Origin of the sequence: Micromonospora sp. WMMA1947 (assembly GCF_027497355.1) — a bacterium.
Taxonomy (GTDB): domain Bacteria; phylum Actinomycetota; class Actinomycetes; order Mycobacteriales; family Micromonosporaceae; genus Micromonospora.
The window spans coordinates 2,668,805-2,684,016 of sequence record NZ_CP114909.1 but is presented as its reverse complement, the minus strand read 5'-3'; the positions used below and the strand labels follow the sequence as shown (position 1 = coordinate 2,684,016).

At 69.3% G+C, this 15,212-nt stretch carries 26 protein-coding genes; 1 reads left to right on the top strand and 25 read right to left on the bottom strand.

Annotated elements, in window-relative coordinates:
- The first annotated feature begins 75 nt into the window (after positions 1 to 75).
- On the top strand, positions 76 to 1,284 hold the full coding sequence (locus tag O7604_RS12995; protein ID WP_269704010.1) for a hypothetical protein: 1,209 nt from the start codon (positions 76 to 78) through the stop codon (positions 1,282 to 1,284).
- A gap of 7 nt (positions 1,285 to 1,291) precedes the next feature.
- Here O7604_RS12995 and truA read toward each other — a convergent pair whose 3' ends face one another.
- The 25 genes from truA to rplP all read right to left on the bottom strand — a co-directional run bounded on the left by truA (position 1,292) and on the right by rplP (position 15,210).
- On the bottom strand, positions 1,292 to 2,125 hold the full coding sequence (gene truA, locus O7604_RS12990; protein ID WP_281579734.1) for a tRNA pseudouridine(38-40) synthase TruA: 834 nt from the start codon (positions 2,123 to 2,125) through the stop codon (positions 1,292 to 1,294).
- Positions 2,126 to 2,195: 70 nt separating this feature from the next.
- Entirely contained in the window at positions 2,196 to 2,756 is a 561-nt protein-coding gene (gene rplQ, locus O7604_RS12985; protein WP_269704006.1) for a 50S ribosomal protein L17, read from the bottom strand.
- A 34-nt stretch (positions 2,757 to 2,790) separates the two neighbouring features.
- On the bottom strand, positions 2,791 to 3,813 hold the full coding sequence (locus tag O7604_RS12980) for a DNA-directed RNA polymerase subunit alpha (RefSeq protein ID WP_007073009.1): 1,023 nt from the start codon (positions 3,811 to 3,813) through the stop codon (positions 2,791 to 2,793).
- Between the two features lie 95 nt (positions 3,814 to 3,908).
- On the bottom strand, positions 3,909 to 4,535 hold the full coding sequence (gene rpsD, locus O7604_RS12975) for a 30S ribosomal protein S4 (protein WP_018784565.1): 627 nt from the start codon (positions 4,533 to 4,535) through the stop codon (positions 3,909 to 3,911).
- A 14-nt stretch (positions 4,536 to 4,549) separates the two neighbouring features.
- On the bottom strand, positions 4,550 to 4,957 hold the full coding sequence (gene rpsK / locus O7604_RS12970; RefSeq protein ID WP_013288613.1) for a 30S ribosomal protein S11: 408 nt from the start codon (positions 4,955 to 4,957) through the stop codon (positions 4,550 to 4,552).
- 18 nt (positions 4,958 to 4,975) lie between these two features.
- Positions 4,976 to 5,356 (bottom strand): 30S ribosomal protein S13, encoded by a 381-nt coding sequence (rpsM, locus tag O7604_RS12965; protein ID WP_013288614.1) that lies wholly within the window; start codon positions 5,354 to 5,356, stop codon positions 4,976 to 4,978.
- A gap of 208 nt (positions 5,357 to 5,564) precedes the next feature.
- Positions 5,565 to 5,678: a 50S ribosomal protein L36 gene (rpmJ, locus tag O7604_RS12960; RefSeq protein ID WP_012184307.1), complete on the bottom strand. Its 114-nt coding sequence runs from the start codon at positions 5,676 to 5,678 to the stop codon at positions 5,565 to 5,567.
- A 92-nt stretch (positions 5,679 to 5,770) separates the two neighbouring features.
- Positions 5,771 to 5,992, bottom strand: a complete 222-nt coding sequence (gene infA / locus O7604_RS12955) for a translation initiation factor IF-1 (protein WP_007073013.1) — start codon at positions 5,990 to 5,992, stop codon at positions 5,771 to 5,773.
- 232 nt (positions 5,993 to 6,224) lie between these two features.
- Complete coding sequence (locus tag O7604_RS12950; RefSeq protein WP_269706992.1) at positions 6,225 to 6,749, bottom strand: DUF1707 domain-containing protein; 525 nt, start codon at positions 6,747 to 6,749, stop codon at positions 6,225 to 6,227.
- Between the two features lie 90 nt (positions 6,750 to 6,839).
- Positions 6,840 to 7,694, bottom strand: a complete 855-nt coding sequence (gene map, locus O7604_RS12945) for a type I methionyl aminopeptidase (protein ID WP_281579733.1) — start codon at positions 7,692 to 7,694, stop codon at positions 6,840 to 6,842.
- Positions 7,695 to 7,790: 96 nt separating this feature from the next.
- Entirely contained in the window at positions 7,791 to 8,444 is a 654-nt protein-coding gene (locus tag O7604_RS12940) for an adenylate kinase (protein WP_269704004.1), read from the bottom strand.
- A complete protein-coding gene (secY, locus tag O7604_RS12935) occupies positions 8,445 to 9,773 on the bottom strand; it encodes a preprotein translocase subunit SecY (RefSeq protein ID WP_073828939.1) in 1,329 nt (442 codons plus the stop codon).
- Positions 9,774 to 10,012: 239 nt separating this feature from the next.
- Positions 10,013 to 10,456 carry a 50S ribosomal protein L15 gene (rplO, locus tag O7604_RS12930; protein WP_018784561.1) on the bottom strand — a complete coding sequence of 148 codons (444 nt, stop codon included), beginning with the start codon at positions 10,454 to 10,456 and terminating at the stop codon, positions 10,013 to 10,015.
- A complete protein-coding gene (gene rpmD, locus O7604_RS12925) occupies positions 10,456 to 10,638 on the bottom strand; it encodes a 50S ribosomal protein L30 (RefSeq protein WP_013473693.1) in 183 nt (60 codons plus the stop codon). Before rpmD ends, rplO begins: the two co-directional genes overlap by 1 nt.
- Positions 10,638 to 11,252 (bottom strand): 30S ribosomal protein S5, encoded by a 615-nt coding sequence (gene rpsE / locus O7604_RS12920; protein ID WP_013288621.1) that lies wholly within the window; start codon positions 11,250 to 11,252, stop codon positions 10,638 to 10,640. The genes rpmD and rpsE overlap by 1 nt, the downstream gene beginning before the upstream one ends.
- Positions 11,253 to 11,285: 33 nt before the next feature.
- Positions 11,286 to 11,675: a 50S ribosomal protein L18 gene (gene rplR, locus O7604_RS12915; RefSeq protein WP_030501605.1), complete on the bottom strand. Its 390-nt coding sequence runs from the start codon at positions 11,673 to 11,675 to the stop codon at positions 11,286 to 11,288.
- Positions 11,672 to 12,214, bottom strand: coding sequence for a 50S ribosomal protein L6 (gene rplF, locus O7604_RS12910; protein ID WP_018784558.1), 543 nt, complete (start codon positions 12,212 to 12,214; stop codon positions 11,672 to 11,674). Before rplF ends, rplR begins: the two co-directional genes overlap by 4 nt.
- 16 nt (positions 12,215 to 12,230) lie before the next feature.
- On the bottom strand, positions 12,231 to 12,638 hold the full coding sequence (gene rpsH, locus O7604_RS12905) for a 30S ribosomal protein S8 (RefSeq protein ID WP_013288624.1): 408 nt from the start codon (positions 12,636 to 12,638) through the stop codon (positions 12,231 to 12,233).
- A gap of 98 nt (positions 12,639 to 12,736) precedes the next feature.
- Positions 12,737 to 12,922, bottom strand: a complete 186-nt coding sequence (locus tag O7604_RS12900) for a type Z 30S ribosomal protein S14 (protein ID WP_007073023.1) — start codon at positions 12,920 to 12,922, stop codon at positions 12,737 to 12,739.
- 1 nt (position 12,923) lies between these two features.
- Positions 12,924 to 13,493, bottom strand: coding sequence for a 50S ribosomal protein L5 (rplE, locus tag O7604_RS12895; RefSeq protein WP_018784556.1), 570 nt, complete (start codon positions 13,491 to 13,493; stop codon positions 12,924 to 12,926).
- Entirely contained in the window at positions 13,493 to 13,813 is a 321-nt protein-coding gene (gene rplX, locus O7604_RS12890) for a 50S ribosomal protein L24 (protein ID WP_013288626.1), read from the bottom strand. Before rplX ends, rplE begins: the two co-directional genes overlap by 1 nt.
- Positions 13,810 to 14,178, bottom strand: a complete 369-nt coding sequence (rplN, locus tag O7604_RS12885; RefSeq protein ID WP_007073026.1) for a 50S ribosomal protein L14 — start codon at positions 14,176 to 14,178, stop codon at positions 13,810 to 13,812. The genes rplX and rplN overlap by 4 nt, the downstream gene beginning before the upstream one ends.
- 98 nt (positions 14,179 to 14,276) lie before the next feature.
- A complete protein-coding gene (gene rpsQ / locus O7604_RS12880) occupies positions 14,277 to 14,552 on the bottom strand; it encodes a 30S ribosomal protein S17 (protein ID WP_013288627.1) in 276 nt (91 codons plus the stop codon).
- Positions 14,549 to 14,785: a 50S ribosomal protein L29 gene (rpmC, locus tag O7604_RS12875; protein WP_013288628.1), complete on the bottom strand. Its 237-nt coding sequence runs from the start codon at positions 14,783 to 14,785 to the stop codon at positions 14,549 to 14,551. The genes rpsQ and rpmC overlap by 4 nt, the downstream gene beginning before the upstream one ends.
- Positions 14,785 to 15,210: a 50S ribosomal protein L16 gene (rplP, locus tag O7604_RS12870; protein WP_007465292.1), complete on the bottom strand. Its 426-nt coding sequence runs from the start codon at positions 15,208 to 15,210 to the stop codon at positions 14,785 to 14,787. The genes rpmC and rplP overlap by 1 nt, the downstream gene beginning before the upstream one ends.
- Between the last annotated feature and the right edge of the window lie 2 nt (positions 15,211 to 15,212).

Genomic DNA, 15,212 nt, shown 5'->3' with positions numbered 1-15,212 from the left:
CGGAGCCGGACGCCACTCCGCCAGAATTTCCCGATATTACCCCTGAAAGGGACAATCAGTCCTACTCTATGCCACATGGTGTACCGGTACGAGTCCGATGAGGACGCCTTCCTGGAGTACCCGAAGCCCGGGTCGGCCCCGAACGGGCCCGCAGCCACGACGCCCCCGCCCGCGGGCCCGTCACGCTCCCGCTTCCCCACGCCGTCGCTGCCCCCGCCGCCGCGCCCGCAAGCGGCGCTGCCCCCGGCCGGCGCACCCGAGCAGGCCGACCCCGACGGGCAGGCCACGGCGGACGACGCCCGCGCCCCCGTTCCGGCACCACCTGCCCCGGCGCCGACGCCCGGGCGGCCCGCGCCACCACGCGAGCCCTCACCGGTGCCGCAGCCCGCGCCGCCCATGCCGGCACCGGTACCGGCGGCGACGAACCGGCCGACGGTCCCGATCCCGGCCAGCCCGACGGCCCGCGCCGCCGACGTCTCCGAGCTGCCCCGGACCCGGCGCGCCGAACGCCGCGGCGGCGGCCGGTTCTGGCAGACGCTCGTCGGCGGCGCCGCCGTACTTCTGCTGCTCTCGCTCACCGGGCTCGCCGTCGCGGCCCTGCTCGACGAACGCACCGCCACGCCGCCGGCCGGCCAGCCGACCCCGCAGCCGAGCGAGTCGAGCACCCCGTCCGGCGCCACCGACCTGGACTCCCGGGACACCGACCAGGCGGCGCTCACCGCCAAGGAGGTCTTCCCCACCAAGGACCTGGTGCTCACCGACGGGAAGCCCGCCTACCGGGTGCTGAAGACCCAGGCCAGCACGAAGTGCCAGGTCGCGGCCACCGGCGAGATCGCCGACCTGCTGGTCCGGCTCGGCTGCAACCAGGTCGTGCGGGGCACGCTGCGCTCCCCCGACGGCGACCACCTGGTCACCGCCGGTCTGTTCAACCTCACCGACGTGGCCACCGCCCAGCGGGTACGCGACCGCATCCGGCCGCTGCTCGACCAGCGCCAGGGACGGTTCCGCGGCATGGCGGCGGGCGACGACACCGAGGCGGTGGAGCGGGCCGCAGCCCGGGTCGCCTGGCAGGTACGCGGACACTACGTCGCCTTCTGCCTGGTCACCCGCGCCGACGGGGAACGCATTGGGAGCGACGACGCGACCGCCCGCGAGATCATGTACGACCTGGTCGAGCTGCACCTCAACCGGAGCGTGCTGGACCGTCGCGCGGCCGCCGGAACGGCCGGTCAGCCCGACGCGGACTCGGCCGGGGACAGCGCCGGTCAGCGGGGCACCGACTGAGCCCGGCTCAGCCCTCGGCCACCGGCACCCGCAACCGGCGGGTCAGATCGGCGCGGCGGGCGTACTCGGCCGGATCGGCCGGGTAGCCCACCTCGACCAGGGCCAGGCCGTGCGCGGGTGCCACTGTGACCTCGCTGGAGCGCTCACGCCGGCTCAGCAGGCCGGCCGGCCACTGGACCGGCCGCCGCCCGTCGCCCGCCACCAGCATCGCCCCGACCAGGCTGCGCACCATGTTCTGGCAGAACGCGTCGGCCTGCACGGTGGCGACCAGGATTCCGTCCGGGTCGCGCCGCCAGTCCAGCCGGGTCACCTCGCGCAGCGTGGTCGCGTTCTCCTTGCGCCGGCAGTACGCGGCGAAGTCGTGCTCGCCCACCAGCCCGGCGGCGGAGGCGTTGAGTGCCGCCAGGTCCAGCGGCTTCGGCCAGGCCAGGGTGTCCCCGCGGCGCAGCGGCTCGGCGCCCCACGGTGCGTCGGTGACCCGGTACTCGTAGCGCCGGAACGTGGCCGAGAACCGGGCGTCGAAGTCGGCCGGCACCTCGGTCATCGCGCGTACCCGCACGTCCGGCGGCAGCAGCCGGGCCAGCCGCCGCAGCAACCGCCCCTCGTGCTCCCGCCACACCGGAGCCGGGAGGTCGAGGTGGCAGACCTGCCCGGTGGCGTGCACACCGGCGTCGGTACGGCCGGCCACTGTCAGGCCGGTCGCCGTGCCCGCGCCGAGCACCAGATCCAGCGTCTGCATGAGCACACCCGCCACGGTGCGCCGGGTCGGCTGGGGGGCCCACCCGGAGAAGTCGGTGCCGTCGTACGAGACGTCCAGCCGCAGCCGGGTCCGCTCGTCCACCTCGTACCTCCTGTCGACGGCGACGGGCCCGGCACCCCCGAAGGGATGCCGGGCCCGGTCGAGCCTGATCTCAGGCCTTGTCGTTCTCGGTGGCCTCGTCGCTGTCCTCACGGGCGGCGGCGGTGTCACCCGACGCGGAGACCGGGGCCTCGGCGTCCTGGTCGCCCTCGCTGGAGCGCGGCTTCTCCTCGGCCGGGGCCAGGGCCTCGACCTTGTCCTGCTGCGCGGCCTTGCGGGCGGCGGTCTTCTTGTTCGCCTTCGGCTCGGCGACCTGAAGCTCCTCCACCAGCTCGATGATCGCCATCGGAGCGGCGTCACCCTTGCGCGGGCCGGTCTTCACGATCCGGGTGTAGCCACCGTTGCGGTTGGCGTACCGGGGCGCGATCTGGTCGAACAGGGCGTAGACCACGTCCTTGTCCTTGACGACGCCCAGCACCCGGCGACGCGCGGCGAGGTCGCCGCGCTTGGCCTTGGTGATGAGCTGCTCGGCCAGCGGACGCAGCCGCCGGGCCTTCGTCTCGGTGGTCTGGATCTTGCCGTGCTGGAACAGCGCGGTGGCCAGGTTGGCCAGCATCAGCCGCTCGTGCGCGGGGCTGCCGCCGAGGCGGGGGCCCTTGGTGGGCGTGGGCATGCTTGGTGCTCCTCAGGTGTGGCGGCAGCGCGGACTAGAGCTGCTCGGTCTCGCGGTAGTCATCGGTGTCGTAGTCCGCCTCACCGAAGGCGTCCACGACGTGCGCCGGGTCGAAGTTCGGAGCCGAGTCCTTCAGCCCCAGGCCCATCCCGGCGAGCTTCATCTTGACCTCGTCGATCGACTTCTGGCCGAAGTTGCGGATGTCGAGAAGGTCGGCCTCGGTACGCCCGATGAGCTCACCAACGGAGTTGATGCCCTCGCGCTTGAGGCAGTTGTAGGAGCGGACGGTCAGGTCCAGCTCCTCGATCGGCAGGGCCAGGTCCGCCGCCAGCTGGGCGTCCTGCGGCGACGGGCCGATGTCGATGCCCTCAGCGGTCTCGTCCAGCTCACGGGCGAGCCCGAACAGCTCCACCAGCGTCGAGCCGGCCGAGGCCAGCGCCGTACGCGGGCCCATCGACGGCTTGGTCTCGACGTCGATGATCAGCCGGTCGAAGTCGGTCCGCTGCTCGACACGGGTCGCCTCGACCCGGTACGTCACCTTGAGCACCGGCGAGTAGATCGAGTCGACCGGGATCCGGCCGATCTCGGCGCCCGCCTGCTTGTTCTGCGCCGCCGTGACGTAGCCGCGACCCCGCTCGACGGTCAGCTCCATGTCGAGCCGGCCCTTGCCGTTGAGGGTGGCGAGCTTCAGGTCCGGGTTGTGCACCGAGACACCGGCCGGGGGCTGGATGTCACCGGCGGTCACGTCGCCCGGGCCCTGCTTGCGCAGGTACATGCTGACCGGCTCGTCGTGCTCGGAGCTGACGCACAGCTCCTTGATGTTCATGACGAGCTCGACCACGTCCTCCTTGACCCCGGGGATCGTGGTGAACTCGTGCAGGACACCGTCGATCTTGATCGAGGTGACCGCCGCACCGGGAATGGAGGACAGCAGCGTACGCCGCAGGGAGTTGCCCAGCGTGTAGCCGAAGCCGGGCTCCAGCGGCTCGATGGTGAACCGGGAGCGGGTCTCGTTGATCGACTCTTCGGAGAGAGACGGTCGCTGGCTGATGAGCATCTTTTCTCTTCTCTTCCGGGGCGCCCGCTATTTGACGCCCACGACACAACTGTTCCGGTGGCCCGCCCCGGAGGACGGGCCACCGCAACGAGCCCTTACTTGGAGTAGAGCTCGACGATCAGCTGCTCCTGGACCTGGGTGTCGATCACCTGGCGGGCCGGGAGCGAGTGCACGAGGATCTTCAGCTGGCTCGGAATCGCCTCCAGCCACGCCGGAACGGTCCGCGAGCCGGCCTCACCCTGCGCCACGAGGAACGGGGTGAGCTCCTTGCTCTTGGCACGCACCTCGACGATGTCGTGCTCCTTGACGCGGTACGACGGGATGTCGACCTTCTTGCCGTTCACCGTGAAGTGGCCGTGCTTGACCAGCTGACGGGCCATGTCCCGGGACTTGGCGTAGCCGGCCCGGTAGACCACGTTGTCCAGCCGCGACTCGAGGATCTGCAGCAGGACCTCGCCGGTCTTGGCCTCCTTGCTCACGGCCTCTTCGTAGTAGCCGCGGAACTGCTTCTCCAGCACGCCGTAGACACGACGGGCCTTCTGCTTCTCACGGAGCTGGAGCAGGTACTCCGTCTCCTTCGTGCGGCCGCGGCCGTGCTGCCCGGGCGGGAACGGCCGGGACTCGAACGGGCACTTCGGACCATCGCACTTGCTGCCCTTGAGGAACAGCTTCATCTTCTCCCGCCGGCAACGGCGGCAGTCAGCACCGGTGTAACGAGCCATCTCTCTCTAACCTCTCAGACCCGGCGACGCTTCGGCGGACGGCACCCGTTGTGCGGCTGCGGCGTGACGTCGGAGATCTGCCCGACCTCGAGGCCGACGGCCTGCAGCGAACGGATGGCGGTCTCCCGGCCGGAGCCGGGGCCCTTGACGAACACGTCGACCTTGCGCATGCCGTGCTCCATCGCGCGGCGCGCGGCGGCCTCGGCGGCAAGCTGCGCGGCGAACGGAGTCGACTTGCGGGAGCCCTTGAAGCCGACCTGGCCGGAGGAGGCCCAGGAGATGACCGCACCGGTCGGGTCCGTGATGGACACGATGGTGTTGTTGAAGGTGCTCTTGATGTGCGCCTGCCCGTGGGCGACGTTCTTGCGTTCCTTGCGCCGGACCTTCTTGACGGCGGCTCCGGCACGAGCCTTCGGTGGCATAAGTCTGTGCGCTCCTAGTTACTTCTTGCCGGGCTTCTTCTTGCCGGCCACGGTCCGCTTCGGGCCCTTCCGGGTCCGCGCGTTGGTCTTGGTGCGCTGGCCACGCACGGGCAGACCGCGACGGTGCCGGATACCGGCGTAGCAGCCGATCTCGACCTTGCGGCGGATGTCAGCGGCGACCTCGCGGCGCAGGTCGCCTTCAACCTTGTAGTTGCCCTCGATGTGGTTCCGGAGCTCGACGAGCTCCTCGTCCGTGAGGTCCCGAACGCGCTTGTCCGGCGAGATGCCGGTCGCGGCGAGCGTCTCCAGGGCGCGGGTGCGACCGACCCCGAAGATGTAGGTGAGCGCGATCTCCATCCGCTTCTCGCGGGGGAGATCCACGCCGACTAGACGTGCCATGTGCGGGCGTACTCCTCGTGATGTGTGGCGGAGGTGTGGACCCGTCCCACCCCGCTACGCGACCGGCCCTGTCCTTCCGGCGACGAACGCCGGCGACCGGGACGGGTCGCTGCCCGAGCGGGCCCCGGCCTCCGACCGGGGGTCAACCACGAGGGGGTACGCGAGGCGCACCGACCGCGGCTGGGACGAGTTGGTGATGTGTGGGGCGTCAGCCCTGGCGCTGCTTGTGGCGCGGGTCGGTGCAGATGACCATGACCCGGCCGTGCCGGCGGATCACCCGGCACTTGTTGCAGATCCTCTTGACGCTCGGCTTGACCTTCACGGTTGCCTTACTTCCCATCTGGCCCGGAGCCGCGACGGTGCGCGATCCGGACGTCGAAGACGGACACGGGAACGTCCCGGCCGCCGTCAGGATTACTTGTAGCGGTAGACGATGCGCCCGCGGGTCAGGTCGTACGGCGAGAGTTCGACGACGACCCGGTCCTCCGGCAGGATGCGGATGTAGTGCTGCCGCATCTTGCCGCTGATGTGAGCGAGCACCTTGTGGCCGTTCGCGAGCTCCACCCGGAACATGGCGTTCGGCAGGGGCTCGATGACCCGACCCTCGATCTCGATTGCTCCGTCTTTTTTCGGCATGTACTCCGCTGTCCTGACGTCGGTTGCTCCGGACGGCCCACAACGTCTTACACGGGAGAACTGACCAAGATCAGGAAACCCGCGCCAGCCGCGGCTCCGACTCCCACCGAAGCGCTGGGTGGGCATGGCGGAGTGGACGCTGTGCGCCGATCTGAAAGTGTACGCCGACCCGCGCGCGCTCGCCAAACCGACCGGCCCGGCGGTCACCCGGACGGCACGGATATGACGCAGATCACGTCTCCGGCAGCTCCCGCTTCGCCTGCCGGCGGGTCTCCCGCTCGACCTGCTTGCGCCGCCGCCGCTCGGCGTCCTTCTCCGGCGCACCGTGGGCCAGCCCCTGCATGGTCTGGTAGAGCACCACGGCGCCCCACGGCCCGAGCACCCAGATCGGCCAGTAGTCGTCGAGCTCGAACTCGCCCTCACCGAGCTGGGAGACGAACCAGACGGCGGTGAGGATCAGGGCCACCTTCAGCCAGGGCCCCCAGACCCCCAGCAGCCAGGCGTTACGCGCGCTCAAGCCCGACCGCTCCCGGGCGGCCACGCCGCTCTCCCCGGTCGCGCGCGGAGCCGGCAGGGAACGCTCGGCCGGCGCGGTGCCGGGCAGGTCGGTCAGCAGTTCGTCCAGCTCGCCGTAGGTCTTGGCCCCGTACGCCTGGCGGAGCCGATCGTCGTACTCGCCCAGGTCGAGCCGTCCCTCGGCCAGCGCCGTCCGAAGTCGCTCCGCGGTGGCCTCCCGGTCCGCGTCGGCCGCCCGCATCCGGTTGCGCTCATCCATGGGAACCAGCATGGCACCCGATCGCCAAGACGGCACGGTGTGCGGCGCTCATCCGGCGGCCGGGACCGGCGATCAGGCGGCCGGGGAGTCGACCGGCGTCTGCCGCGCGGTCACCAGATCGCCCAGGCGGGCCCGTCCGCCGTCCTCCGCGGTCAGCACCCACACGCCGTCGTCGAGCAGCGCCATCGAGTGCTCCACGTGCACCGCCATCGACCCGTCCCGGGTCACCACGGTCCAGCCGTCGGCCAGCTCGACCGTACGCGGCGAGCCCATCGTGATCATCGGCTCGATGGCGAGCGCCAGACCCGGCACCAGGCGCGGCCCCTTGCCGGGACGCCCGTGATTGAGCACGTGCGGGTCCTGGTGCATCTCGGTGCCGATGCCGTGGCCGCCGTAGCCGTCGACGATGCCGTACCGGCCGCCCTTACGGACCGCGGTCTCGACCGCGTGGGAGATGTCGGTCAGCCGGCCCCTGCCGGAGGCCGCCCCGCGCGCCGCGGCGGCGATCCCGGCCCACATGGCGTCCTCGGCCACCGCTGTCATCCTCAGCAGCGCCGGGTCGACCTCGCCGACCGGCACCGTGACCGCCGCGTCGCCGTGCCAGCCGTCCAGCACCGCGCCGCAGTCGATCGAGATCAGGTCGCCCTCGCGCAGCACCTGCTCAGGCGACGGGATGGCATGCACCACCTGCTGGTTGACCGAGGAGCAGATCGACGCCGGGAAGCCGTGGTAGCCCTTGAACGACGGCACGGCGCCGGCCTCGCGGATGGTCGACTCGGCGATCGCGTCCAGGTCGGCCGTCGACACCCCGGGCGCCACCGCCTCGCGCATCCGGCGCAGGGCACGGGCGACGACCAGACCGGCGGCCCGCATCAACTCGATCTGCTCGGGGGTCTTCAGCTGGATGTCCAGCTGGGGACGGCGCATGGTGGTGTTTACCTTTCGTCGCGCGTACGCGGAGCAGCGGGGCACGTCGCACGTACCCCGCTGTTCGCACTCTATCCGCCGGTTGGCGGTGGGACCTCAGCCGCCGTACGAGCGCAGCGCGTCGATGGCGCGGACGGTGACGTCCTCCACCGGGCCGGTCGCGTCGATGCCCACCAGCTTGCCCTGGGCGCCGTAGTAGTCGACCAGCGGCGCGGTCTTCTCGGCGTATTCCCGCAGCCGGGCGGCGATGGTCTCCGGCTTGTCGTCGTCCCGCTGGAACAGCTCCGCGCCGCAGCGGTCGCAGATGCCGTCCCGGCTGGTCGCGTCGAACTCGACGTGCCAGATCTTGCCGCAGCCCCGGCAGGTGCGCCGGCCGGACAGCCGCCGGATCACCTCGTCGTCGTCGACGACCAGCTCCAGGACCAGGTCCAGCGCGGTGCCGAGGTCGGCGAGGAGCTTGTCCAGCGCGGCGGCCTGCGGAGTGGTCCGCGGGAAGCCGTCGAGCAGGAAGCCCTCGCTCGCGTCCGGCTCGGCGAGCCGGTCGCGCACCATGTTGATGGTGACCTCGTCCGGGACCAGCTTGCCGGCGTCCATGTACCGCTTGGCCTCGACTCCCAGGGGCGTGCCCTGGGAGACGTTCGCCCGGAAGATGTCACCGGTCGAGATCTTCGGCACCGAGAGGTGCGCGGCGATGAACTCCGCCTGTGTGCCCTTGCCCGCGCCCGGCGGGCCAACCAGAACGAGTCGCATCTACCGCAGGAACCCTTCGTAGTTCCGCTGCATGAGTTGGCTTTCGATCTGCTTCACGGTCTCCAGACCGACGCCGACCATGATCAGCACAGCGGTGCCGCCGAACGGGAAGTTCTGGAACTGCTGGTTGTCCAGCCAGATGAAGAAGAAGTTCGGCAGGATCGCGACGATGCCCAGGTAGAGCGCGCCCGGCAGGGTGATCCGGCTGAGGATGAAGTCGAGGTACTCGGCGGTCGGCTTGCCGGGGCGGATGCCCGGCACGAAGCCGCCGTACTTCTTCATGTTGTCCGCGACCTCGGTCGGGTTGAACGTGATCGACACGTAGAAGTACGTGAAGAAGATGATCAGCAGGAAGTAGATCGCGATGTGCTCCGGCGCGCTCGCCTTCACGATGTGGTTCTGGATCCACGCCTGGACCTTGCCCGGGTCGTTCTGATCGAAGAACTGGAGCGCGAGCTGCGGCAGGTAGAGCAGCGACGAGGCGAAGATGACCGGGATGACGCCGGCCTGGTTCACCTTCAGCGGGATGTAGGTCGAGGTGCCGCCGTACATCCGCCGGCCGATCATGCGCTTGGCGTACTGCACCGGGATGCGGCGCTGCGCCTGCTCGATGAACGTGACAGCGGTGATGACCACCAGCACCAGGGCGATGACGAGGAGGAACATCCCCCAGCCCTTGGTGGTCTTGATCTTCCAGCCCTCGCTGGGGAGGCGGGCCGCGATCGAGGTGAAGATCAGCACGGACATGCCGTTGCCGACGCCCCGGTCGGTGATCAGCTCGCCGAGCCACATCACGACGCCGGTGCCGGCGGTCATGGTCATGACCAGGATGGTCAGCGTCAGCCAGTCCGGGATGCCGGTGCCCTGGGGCACGATCGGGAACTGGTCGCACTGGTTGTTGAACAGCTGCCCGGAGCGGGCGAGCGCCACGAACGCCGAGGCCTGGAGGACACCCAGGCCCAGCGTCAGGTAGCGGGTGTACTGCGTGATCTTGGCCTGCCCGGCCTGGCCCTCCTTGCGGAGCTGCTCCAGGCGCGGGATCACCACCGTCAGCAGCTGCAGGATGATCGACGCGGTGATGTAGGGCATGATGCCCAGCGCGAAGACCGAGAGCTGGAGCAGCGCGCCACCGGAGAAGAGATCCAGCAGGTTGAGCACACCGGTGCTGCCACCCTGGATCGTGTCGAGGCACTTCTGCACGTTGCCGTACGAGACGCCCGGGCTGGGCAGCGTGGCGCCCAGCCGGTAGACCGCGATGATGCCTACTGTGAACAGCAGCTTCTTGCGCAGGTCAGGCGTACGGAACGCACTGAGAAAGGCGGACAGCAACTTCTTCCTCCTGCGCGACGCGGGCCGCCGGTGAACGAGTCCCTGGCGGGGCGGGGTGTGGTGCCGGACGGAGTGTCCGGAATCCATGGCTGGGAACGGACTCTAACAGCCCGGTCCCGGTCCGGGCAGATGTGCCCGGCTACATAAACCGAATCCGATGTTACCCGGCGCACACGTCGCCGGTAGACCATGGCGCCCGCCCAGTCGCGAACAACTGAGCGGGCGCCATGAACATCGTCTTACAGCTCGGTGACCGAGCCACCGGCAGCGGTGATCTTCTCCTTGGCCGACGCGCTGAACGCGTGCGCCGAAACCTGGAGGGACACGCCGCCGAGGTCGCCGGTGCCGAGCACCTTGACCGGGTGACCCTTGCGGACCGCGCCGGCCTCGACCAGCTCGACCGGGCCGACCTGGCCACCGTTCGGGAACAGCTCGGCCAGCCGGTCCAGGTTGACCACCTGGAACACGACCTTGAACTTGTTCTTGAAGCCCTTCATCTTCGGCAGGCGCATGTGGATGGGCATCTGCCCACCCTCGAACGCCGGCGAGATGTTCTTGCGGGCCTTGGAACCCTTGGTACCGCGACCGGCGGTCTTGCCCTTCGAGCCCTCACCGCGACCCACGCGGGTCTTGTCGGTCTTGGCACCCGGAGCCGGACGCAGGTGGTGCACCTTGATCGTCATTACTCGACCTCCTCGACCTTCACGAGGTGGTTGACCGTGAAGATCATGCCGCGGATCTCCGGCCGGTCCTCCTTGACCACCACGTCGTTGATCCGCTTGAGACCGAGCGAACGCAGCGAGTCACGCTGGTTCTTCTTGGTCCCGATCTCGGACCGGACCTGGGTGACCTTCAGGCGTGCCATCAGGACGCCACCCCCGCCCGCGACGCCAGCATGGCGGCCGGCGCGACGTCCTCGACCGGCAGACCACGACGGGCCGCGACCTGCTCCGGGGACTCGAGCCCCTTCAGGGCCGCCACCGTGGCATGCACGATGTTGATCGGGTTGGACGAGCCGAGGCTCTTGGAGAGCACGTCGTGGATGCCCGCGCACTCCAGCACGGCACGCACCGGACCACCGGCGATGACACCCGTACCGGCGGAGGCCGGCTTGAGCAGCACCACACCGGCGGCGTCCTCGCCCGTGACCGGGTGCGGGATCGACTGACCGATCCGCGGCACCTTGAAGAAGTGCTTCTTGGCCTCCTCGACACCCTTGGCGATCGCCGCGGGCACCTCCTTGGCCTTTCCGTAGCCCACACCGACGGTGCCGTCGCCGTCGCCCACGATCACGAGGGCGGTGAAGCTGAAGCGACGACCACCCTTCACGACCTTGGCGACGCGGTTGATCGCGACGACCCGCTCGAGGTGCGGGGTCTTCTCGACGGGCGCGTTTCCGCGGCCGCCCTCACGGCGGTTGTCGCGGCGACCACCCTCGTTGCCACCGGACCCGCCGCCACGGCGCTGTTGACCTGGCATCAGCAGCCTTCCTTCTCTCTCGTGACGGGGTTTCTAGAACTCGAGCCCGGCTTCGCGGGCGGCGTCGGCAAGCGCGGCGACACGCCCCGCGTACCGGTTGCCACCGCGGTCGAAGACGACCTTCGAGACGCCGGCGGCCTTGGCACGCTCGGCGAGCAGGGCGCCGACCTTGCCGGCCAGGGCGCTCTTGTCGCCCTCGGCGCCGCGCAGCGAGGCGTCCATGGTCGAGGCCGACGCCAGGGTGTGACCCTTGGTGTCGTCCACGACCTGGGCCACCATGTGCCGCAGGGAGCGGGTGACGACGAGGCGGGGACGCTCGGCGGTTCCGCTGACGTTCTTGCGGACCCGGAAGTGCCGACGCGCACGCCCGACGGCACGCTTGGCGGCGACGCCGCGGCGGCGCTTGAGCAGCGTGGCGCTCACTTCTTACCTGCCTTTCCAGCCTTGCGGCGGATGACCTCGCCCTGGTACTTCACGCCCTTGCCCTTGTAGGGCTCCGGCGGACGGATCTTCCGGATGTTGGCGGCGACCTCACCGACCTGCTGCTTGTCGATGCCGGCCACGTGGAACAGCGTCGGCTTCTCGACCGTGAAGGTGATGCCGTCCGGCGCCGGCACGAGGACCGGGTGCGAGAACCCGAGCGCGAACTCCAGGTCCTTGCCCTTGGCGGTCACGCGGTAACCGGTACCGGCGATCTCCAGGCTCTTGCGGTAGCCCTCGGTCACACCGACGATCATGTTGGCCACCAGCGTACGGCTCAGGCCGTGCAGCTCCTTGGCCTTGCGCTCGTCGTTGGGCCGGTTGACGTGCAGCTCGCCGTCCTCGCCCCGCTCCGCCGTGATCGGCTCGGCCAGCACGTGGCTCAGTTCGCCCTTGGGGCCCTTGACCTTGACGGTCCGGCCGTCGATCGTGATGTCGACGCCGGCAGGCACCGGGATCGACTTACGTCCAATACGCGACATTTCTACCTGTCTCCCGTTACCAGACGAAGGCGAGGACTTCCCCGCCAACGCTCCGCTTGCGGGCCTGCCGGTCGGTGAGCAGCCCCTGGGACGTCGAAATGATCGCCACGCCCAGCCCGCCGAGCACCCGCGGGAGCCCGTCCGACTTGGCGTACACCCGGAGACCGGGCTTGGACACGCGCTTGATGCCGGCCAGGCTCCGCTCGCGGTTCTGGCCGTACTTCAGCTCGACGACCAGTCGCTTGCCGACGGCGCCCTCCTCGGGCTCCTCGACCGACCAGGTGGCGATGTAACCCTCGGCCTTGAGGACCTCGGCGATGTTCGCCTTGATCTTCGAGTACGGCATCGTCACCCGGTCGTGGTACGCCTGGTTGGCGTTACGCAGACGCGTGAGCATGTCTGCGATCGGGTCGGTCATCGTCATGAAAACTCGTCAACCTTTCTCGCCGGGGTTCCCCGGGCCAGGCCCGGGGCCTACGGCGAAGAGACAGTTCAGCTGACGCGCCGGAGCGCGCCGGGCTATTACCAGGAAGCCTTGGACACGCCGGGCAGCTCACCGCGGTGGGCCATCTCCCGGATGCACACCCGGCAGAGACCGAACTTGCGGTAGACCGCCTTCGGACGCCCGCACCGCTGGCAGCGGGTGTACGCGCGAACCGAGAACTTCGGCTTCGCGGCCGCCTTGAGGATCAGCGCCTTCTTGGCCATCTCAGTTCTCCTTGAACGGGAAGCCCAGGAGCTTGAGCAGCGCCCGGCCCTCGTCGTCGGTCGTGGCGGTCGTGACCACCGTGATGTCCATGCCCCGCTGGCGATCGATCTTGTCCTGGTCGATCTCGTGGAACACCGACTGCTCGGTCAGACCGAACGTGTAGTTGCCGTGCCCGTCGAGCTTGCGCCCGTCCAGGCCGCGGAAGTCACGGATACGCGGCAGCGCGATCGAGAGCAGCCGGTCCAGGAACTCCCACATCCGGTCGCCGCGGAGGGTGACCTTCGCGCCGATCGGCATGCCCTCGCGGAGCTTGAACTGCGCGATGGACTTGGTGGCCCGCCGAACCTGCGGCTTCTGGCCGGTGATGGTGGCCAGGTCGCGAACGGCCCCGTCGATCAGCTTGGCGTCGCGAGCGGCCTCGCCGACACCCATGTTGACGACGATCTTGACCAGCCGCGGCACCTGCATCGGGTTGGCGAACTCGAACTGCTTCTGCAGCTCGGCCACCACCTCGTTGCGGTACCGCTCCTTGAGGCGCGGCAGGGTCTTGGTTTCGGTAGCCGTGGTCATCAGAGGTCCTTACCGGTGCTACGCGCGATGCGGACCTTCTGGCCGTTGTCGTCGATCCGGTAGCCGACGCGGGTCGGCTTGCCGTCGGAGTCCAGGACCATCACGTTCGAGACGTGGATCGGGGCCTCCTGGGTGACGATGCCACCGGTCTTGGCGCCACGCTGGGTGGTGCTGATACGGGTGTGCTTCTTGACCCGGTTCACGCCCTCGACCAGGACCTTGTCCTGCCGCGGGTAGGCCGCGATGACCTTGCCCTTGGCACCCTTGTCCTTGCCGGCGATGACGACGACCGTGTCGCCCTTCTTGACCTTCACGGTCACAACACCTCCGGCGCGAGAGAGATGATCTTCATGAACCGCTTGTCCCGCAGCTCCCGGCCCACCGGGCCGAAGATGCGGGTACCGCGCGGGTCCCCACCGTCCTTGATGATGACGGCGGCGTTCTCGTCGAAGCGGATGTACGACCCGTCCGGCCGCCGCTTCTCCTTGGCGGTCCGAACGACGACGGCCTTGACGACGTCGCCCTTCTTCACACCGGCACCGGGGATCGCGTCCTTGACGGTCGCCACGATGACGTCGCCGATGCTCGCGTAGCGCCGACCGGAGCCGCCGAGCACCCGGATGCACAGGATCTCCCGGGCACCCGTGTTGTCGGCGACGCGCAGTCGCGACTCCTGCTGAATCACGTCTATCTCCTATGTCTGCCGGTTCTCCGGCCGCTCGGGGCGGCCGGAGCCTGGCGGAACCTGCGCCCGACCGAGACCCGGCCGAGCTCGAGCCTTCGCTACTTGGCCTTCTCGAGGATCTCCACGAGCCGCCAGCGCTTGGTGGCGGACAGCGGCCGGGTCTCCATGATCAGGACCCGGTCGCCGATGCCGGCCGAGTTCTGCTCGTCGTGCACCTTCAGCTTGCTCGTACGGCGCATGATCTTGCCGTAGAGCGCGTGCTTGACGCGGTCCTCGACCTCGACCACGACGGTCTTGTCCATCTTGTCGCTGACCACGAGGCCCTCGCGAACCTTGCGGCGGGACCGCGCGGGGGCGGTGGTGTTCTCACTCATGATGCAGTCACCTCAGTCGGCGCGGCCGAGAGACCCAGCTCACGCTCACGCATGATCGTGTAGATCCGGGCGATCTCCCGACGGATGACCTGCAGCCGCCGGTTGTTGTCCAGCTGCCCGGTTGCGGCCTGCACGCGGAGGTTGAACAGCTCCGCCTTAGCCTCGCGCAACTTCGTGACCAGCTCCTCCTCGGAGAGCTCACGCAGCTCGGAGGGCTTGACGCCCGCTGCCATCAGGATTCACCCACTTCGCGCGTAACAATGCGGCACTTCATCGGGAGCTTGTGGATCGCGCGACGCATCGCCTCTCGCGCGATCTGCTCGTTGGGGAAGGACATCTCGAAGAGAACCCGCCCCGGCTTCACGTTGGCGACCCACCACTCGGGCGAACCCTTACCGGAACCCATCCGGGTTTCGGCCGGCTTCTTGGTGAGGGCCTGGTCCGGGAAGATCGTGATCCAGACCTTGCCGCCACGCTTGATGTGGCGGGTCATCGCGATACGCGCCGACTCGATCTGGCGGTTGGTCACGTACGCCGGCTCGAGAGCCTGGATCCCGAACTCGCCGAACACCACCCGGTTACCACCCTTGGACGCGCCACTGCGGTCCGGGTGGTGCGGCTTGCGGAAGCCCTTCGGGGGCTTGCGCGGCATCAGCATCT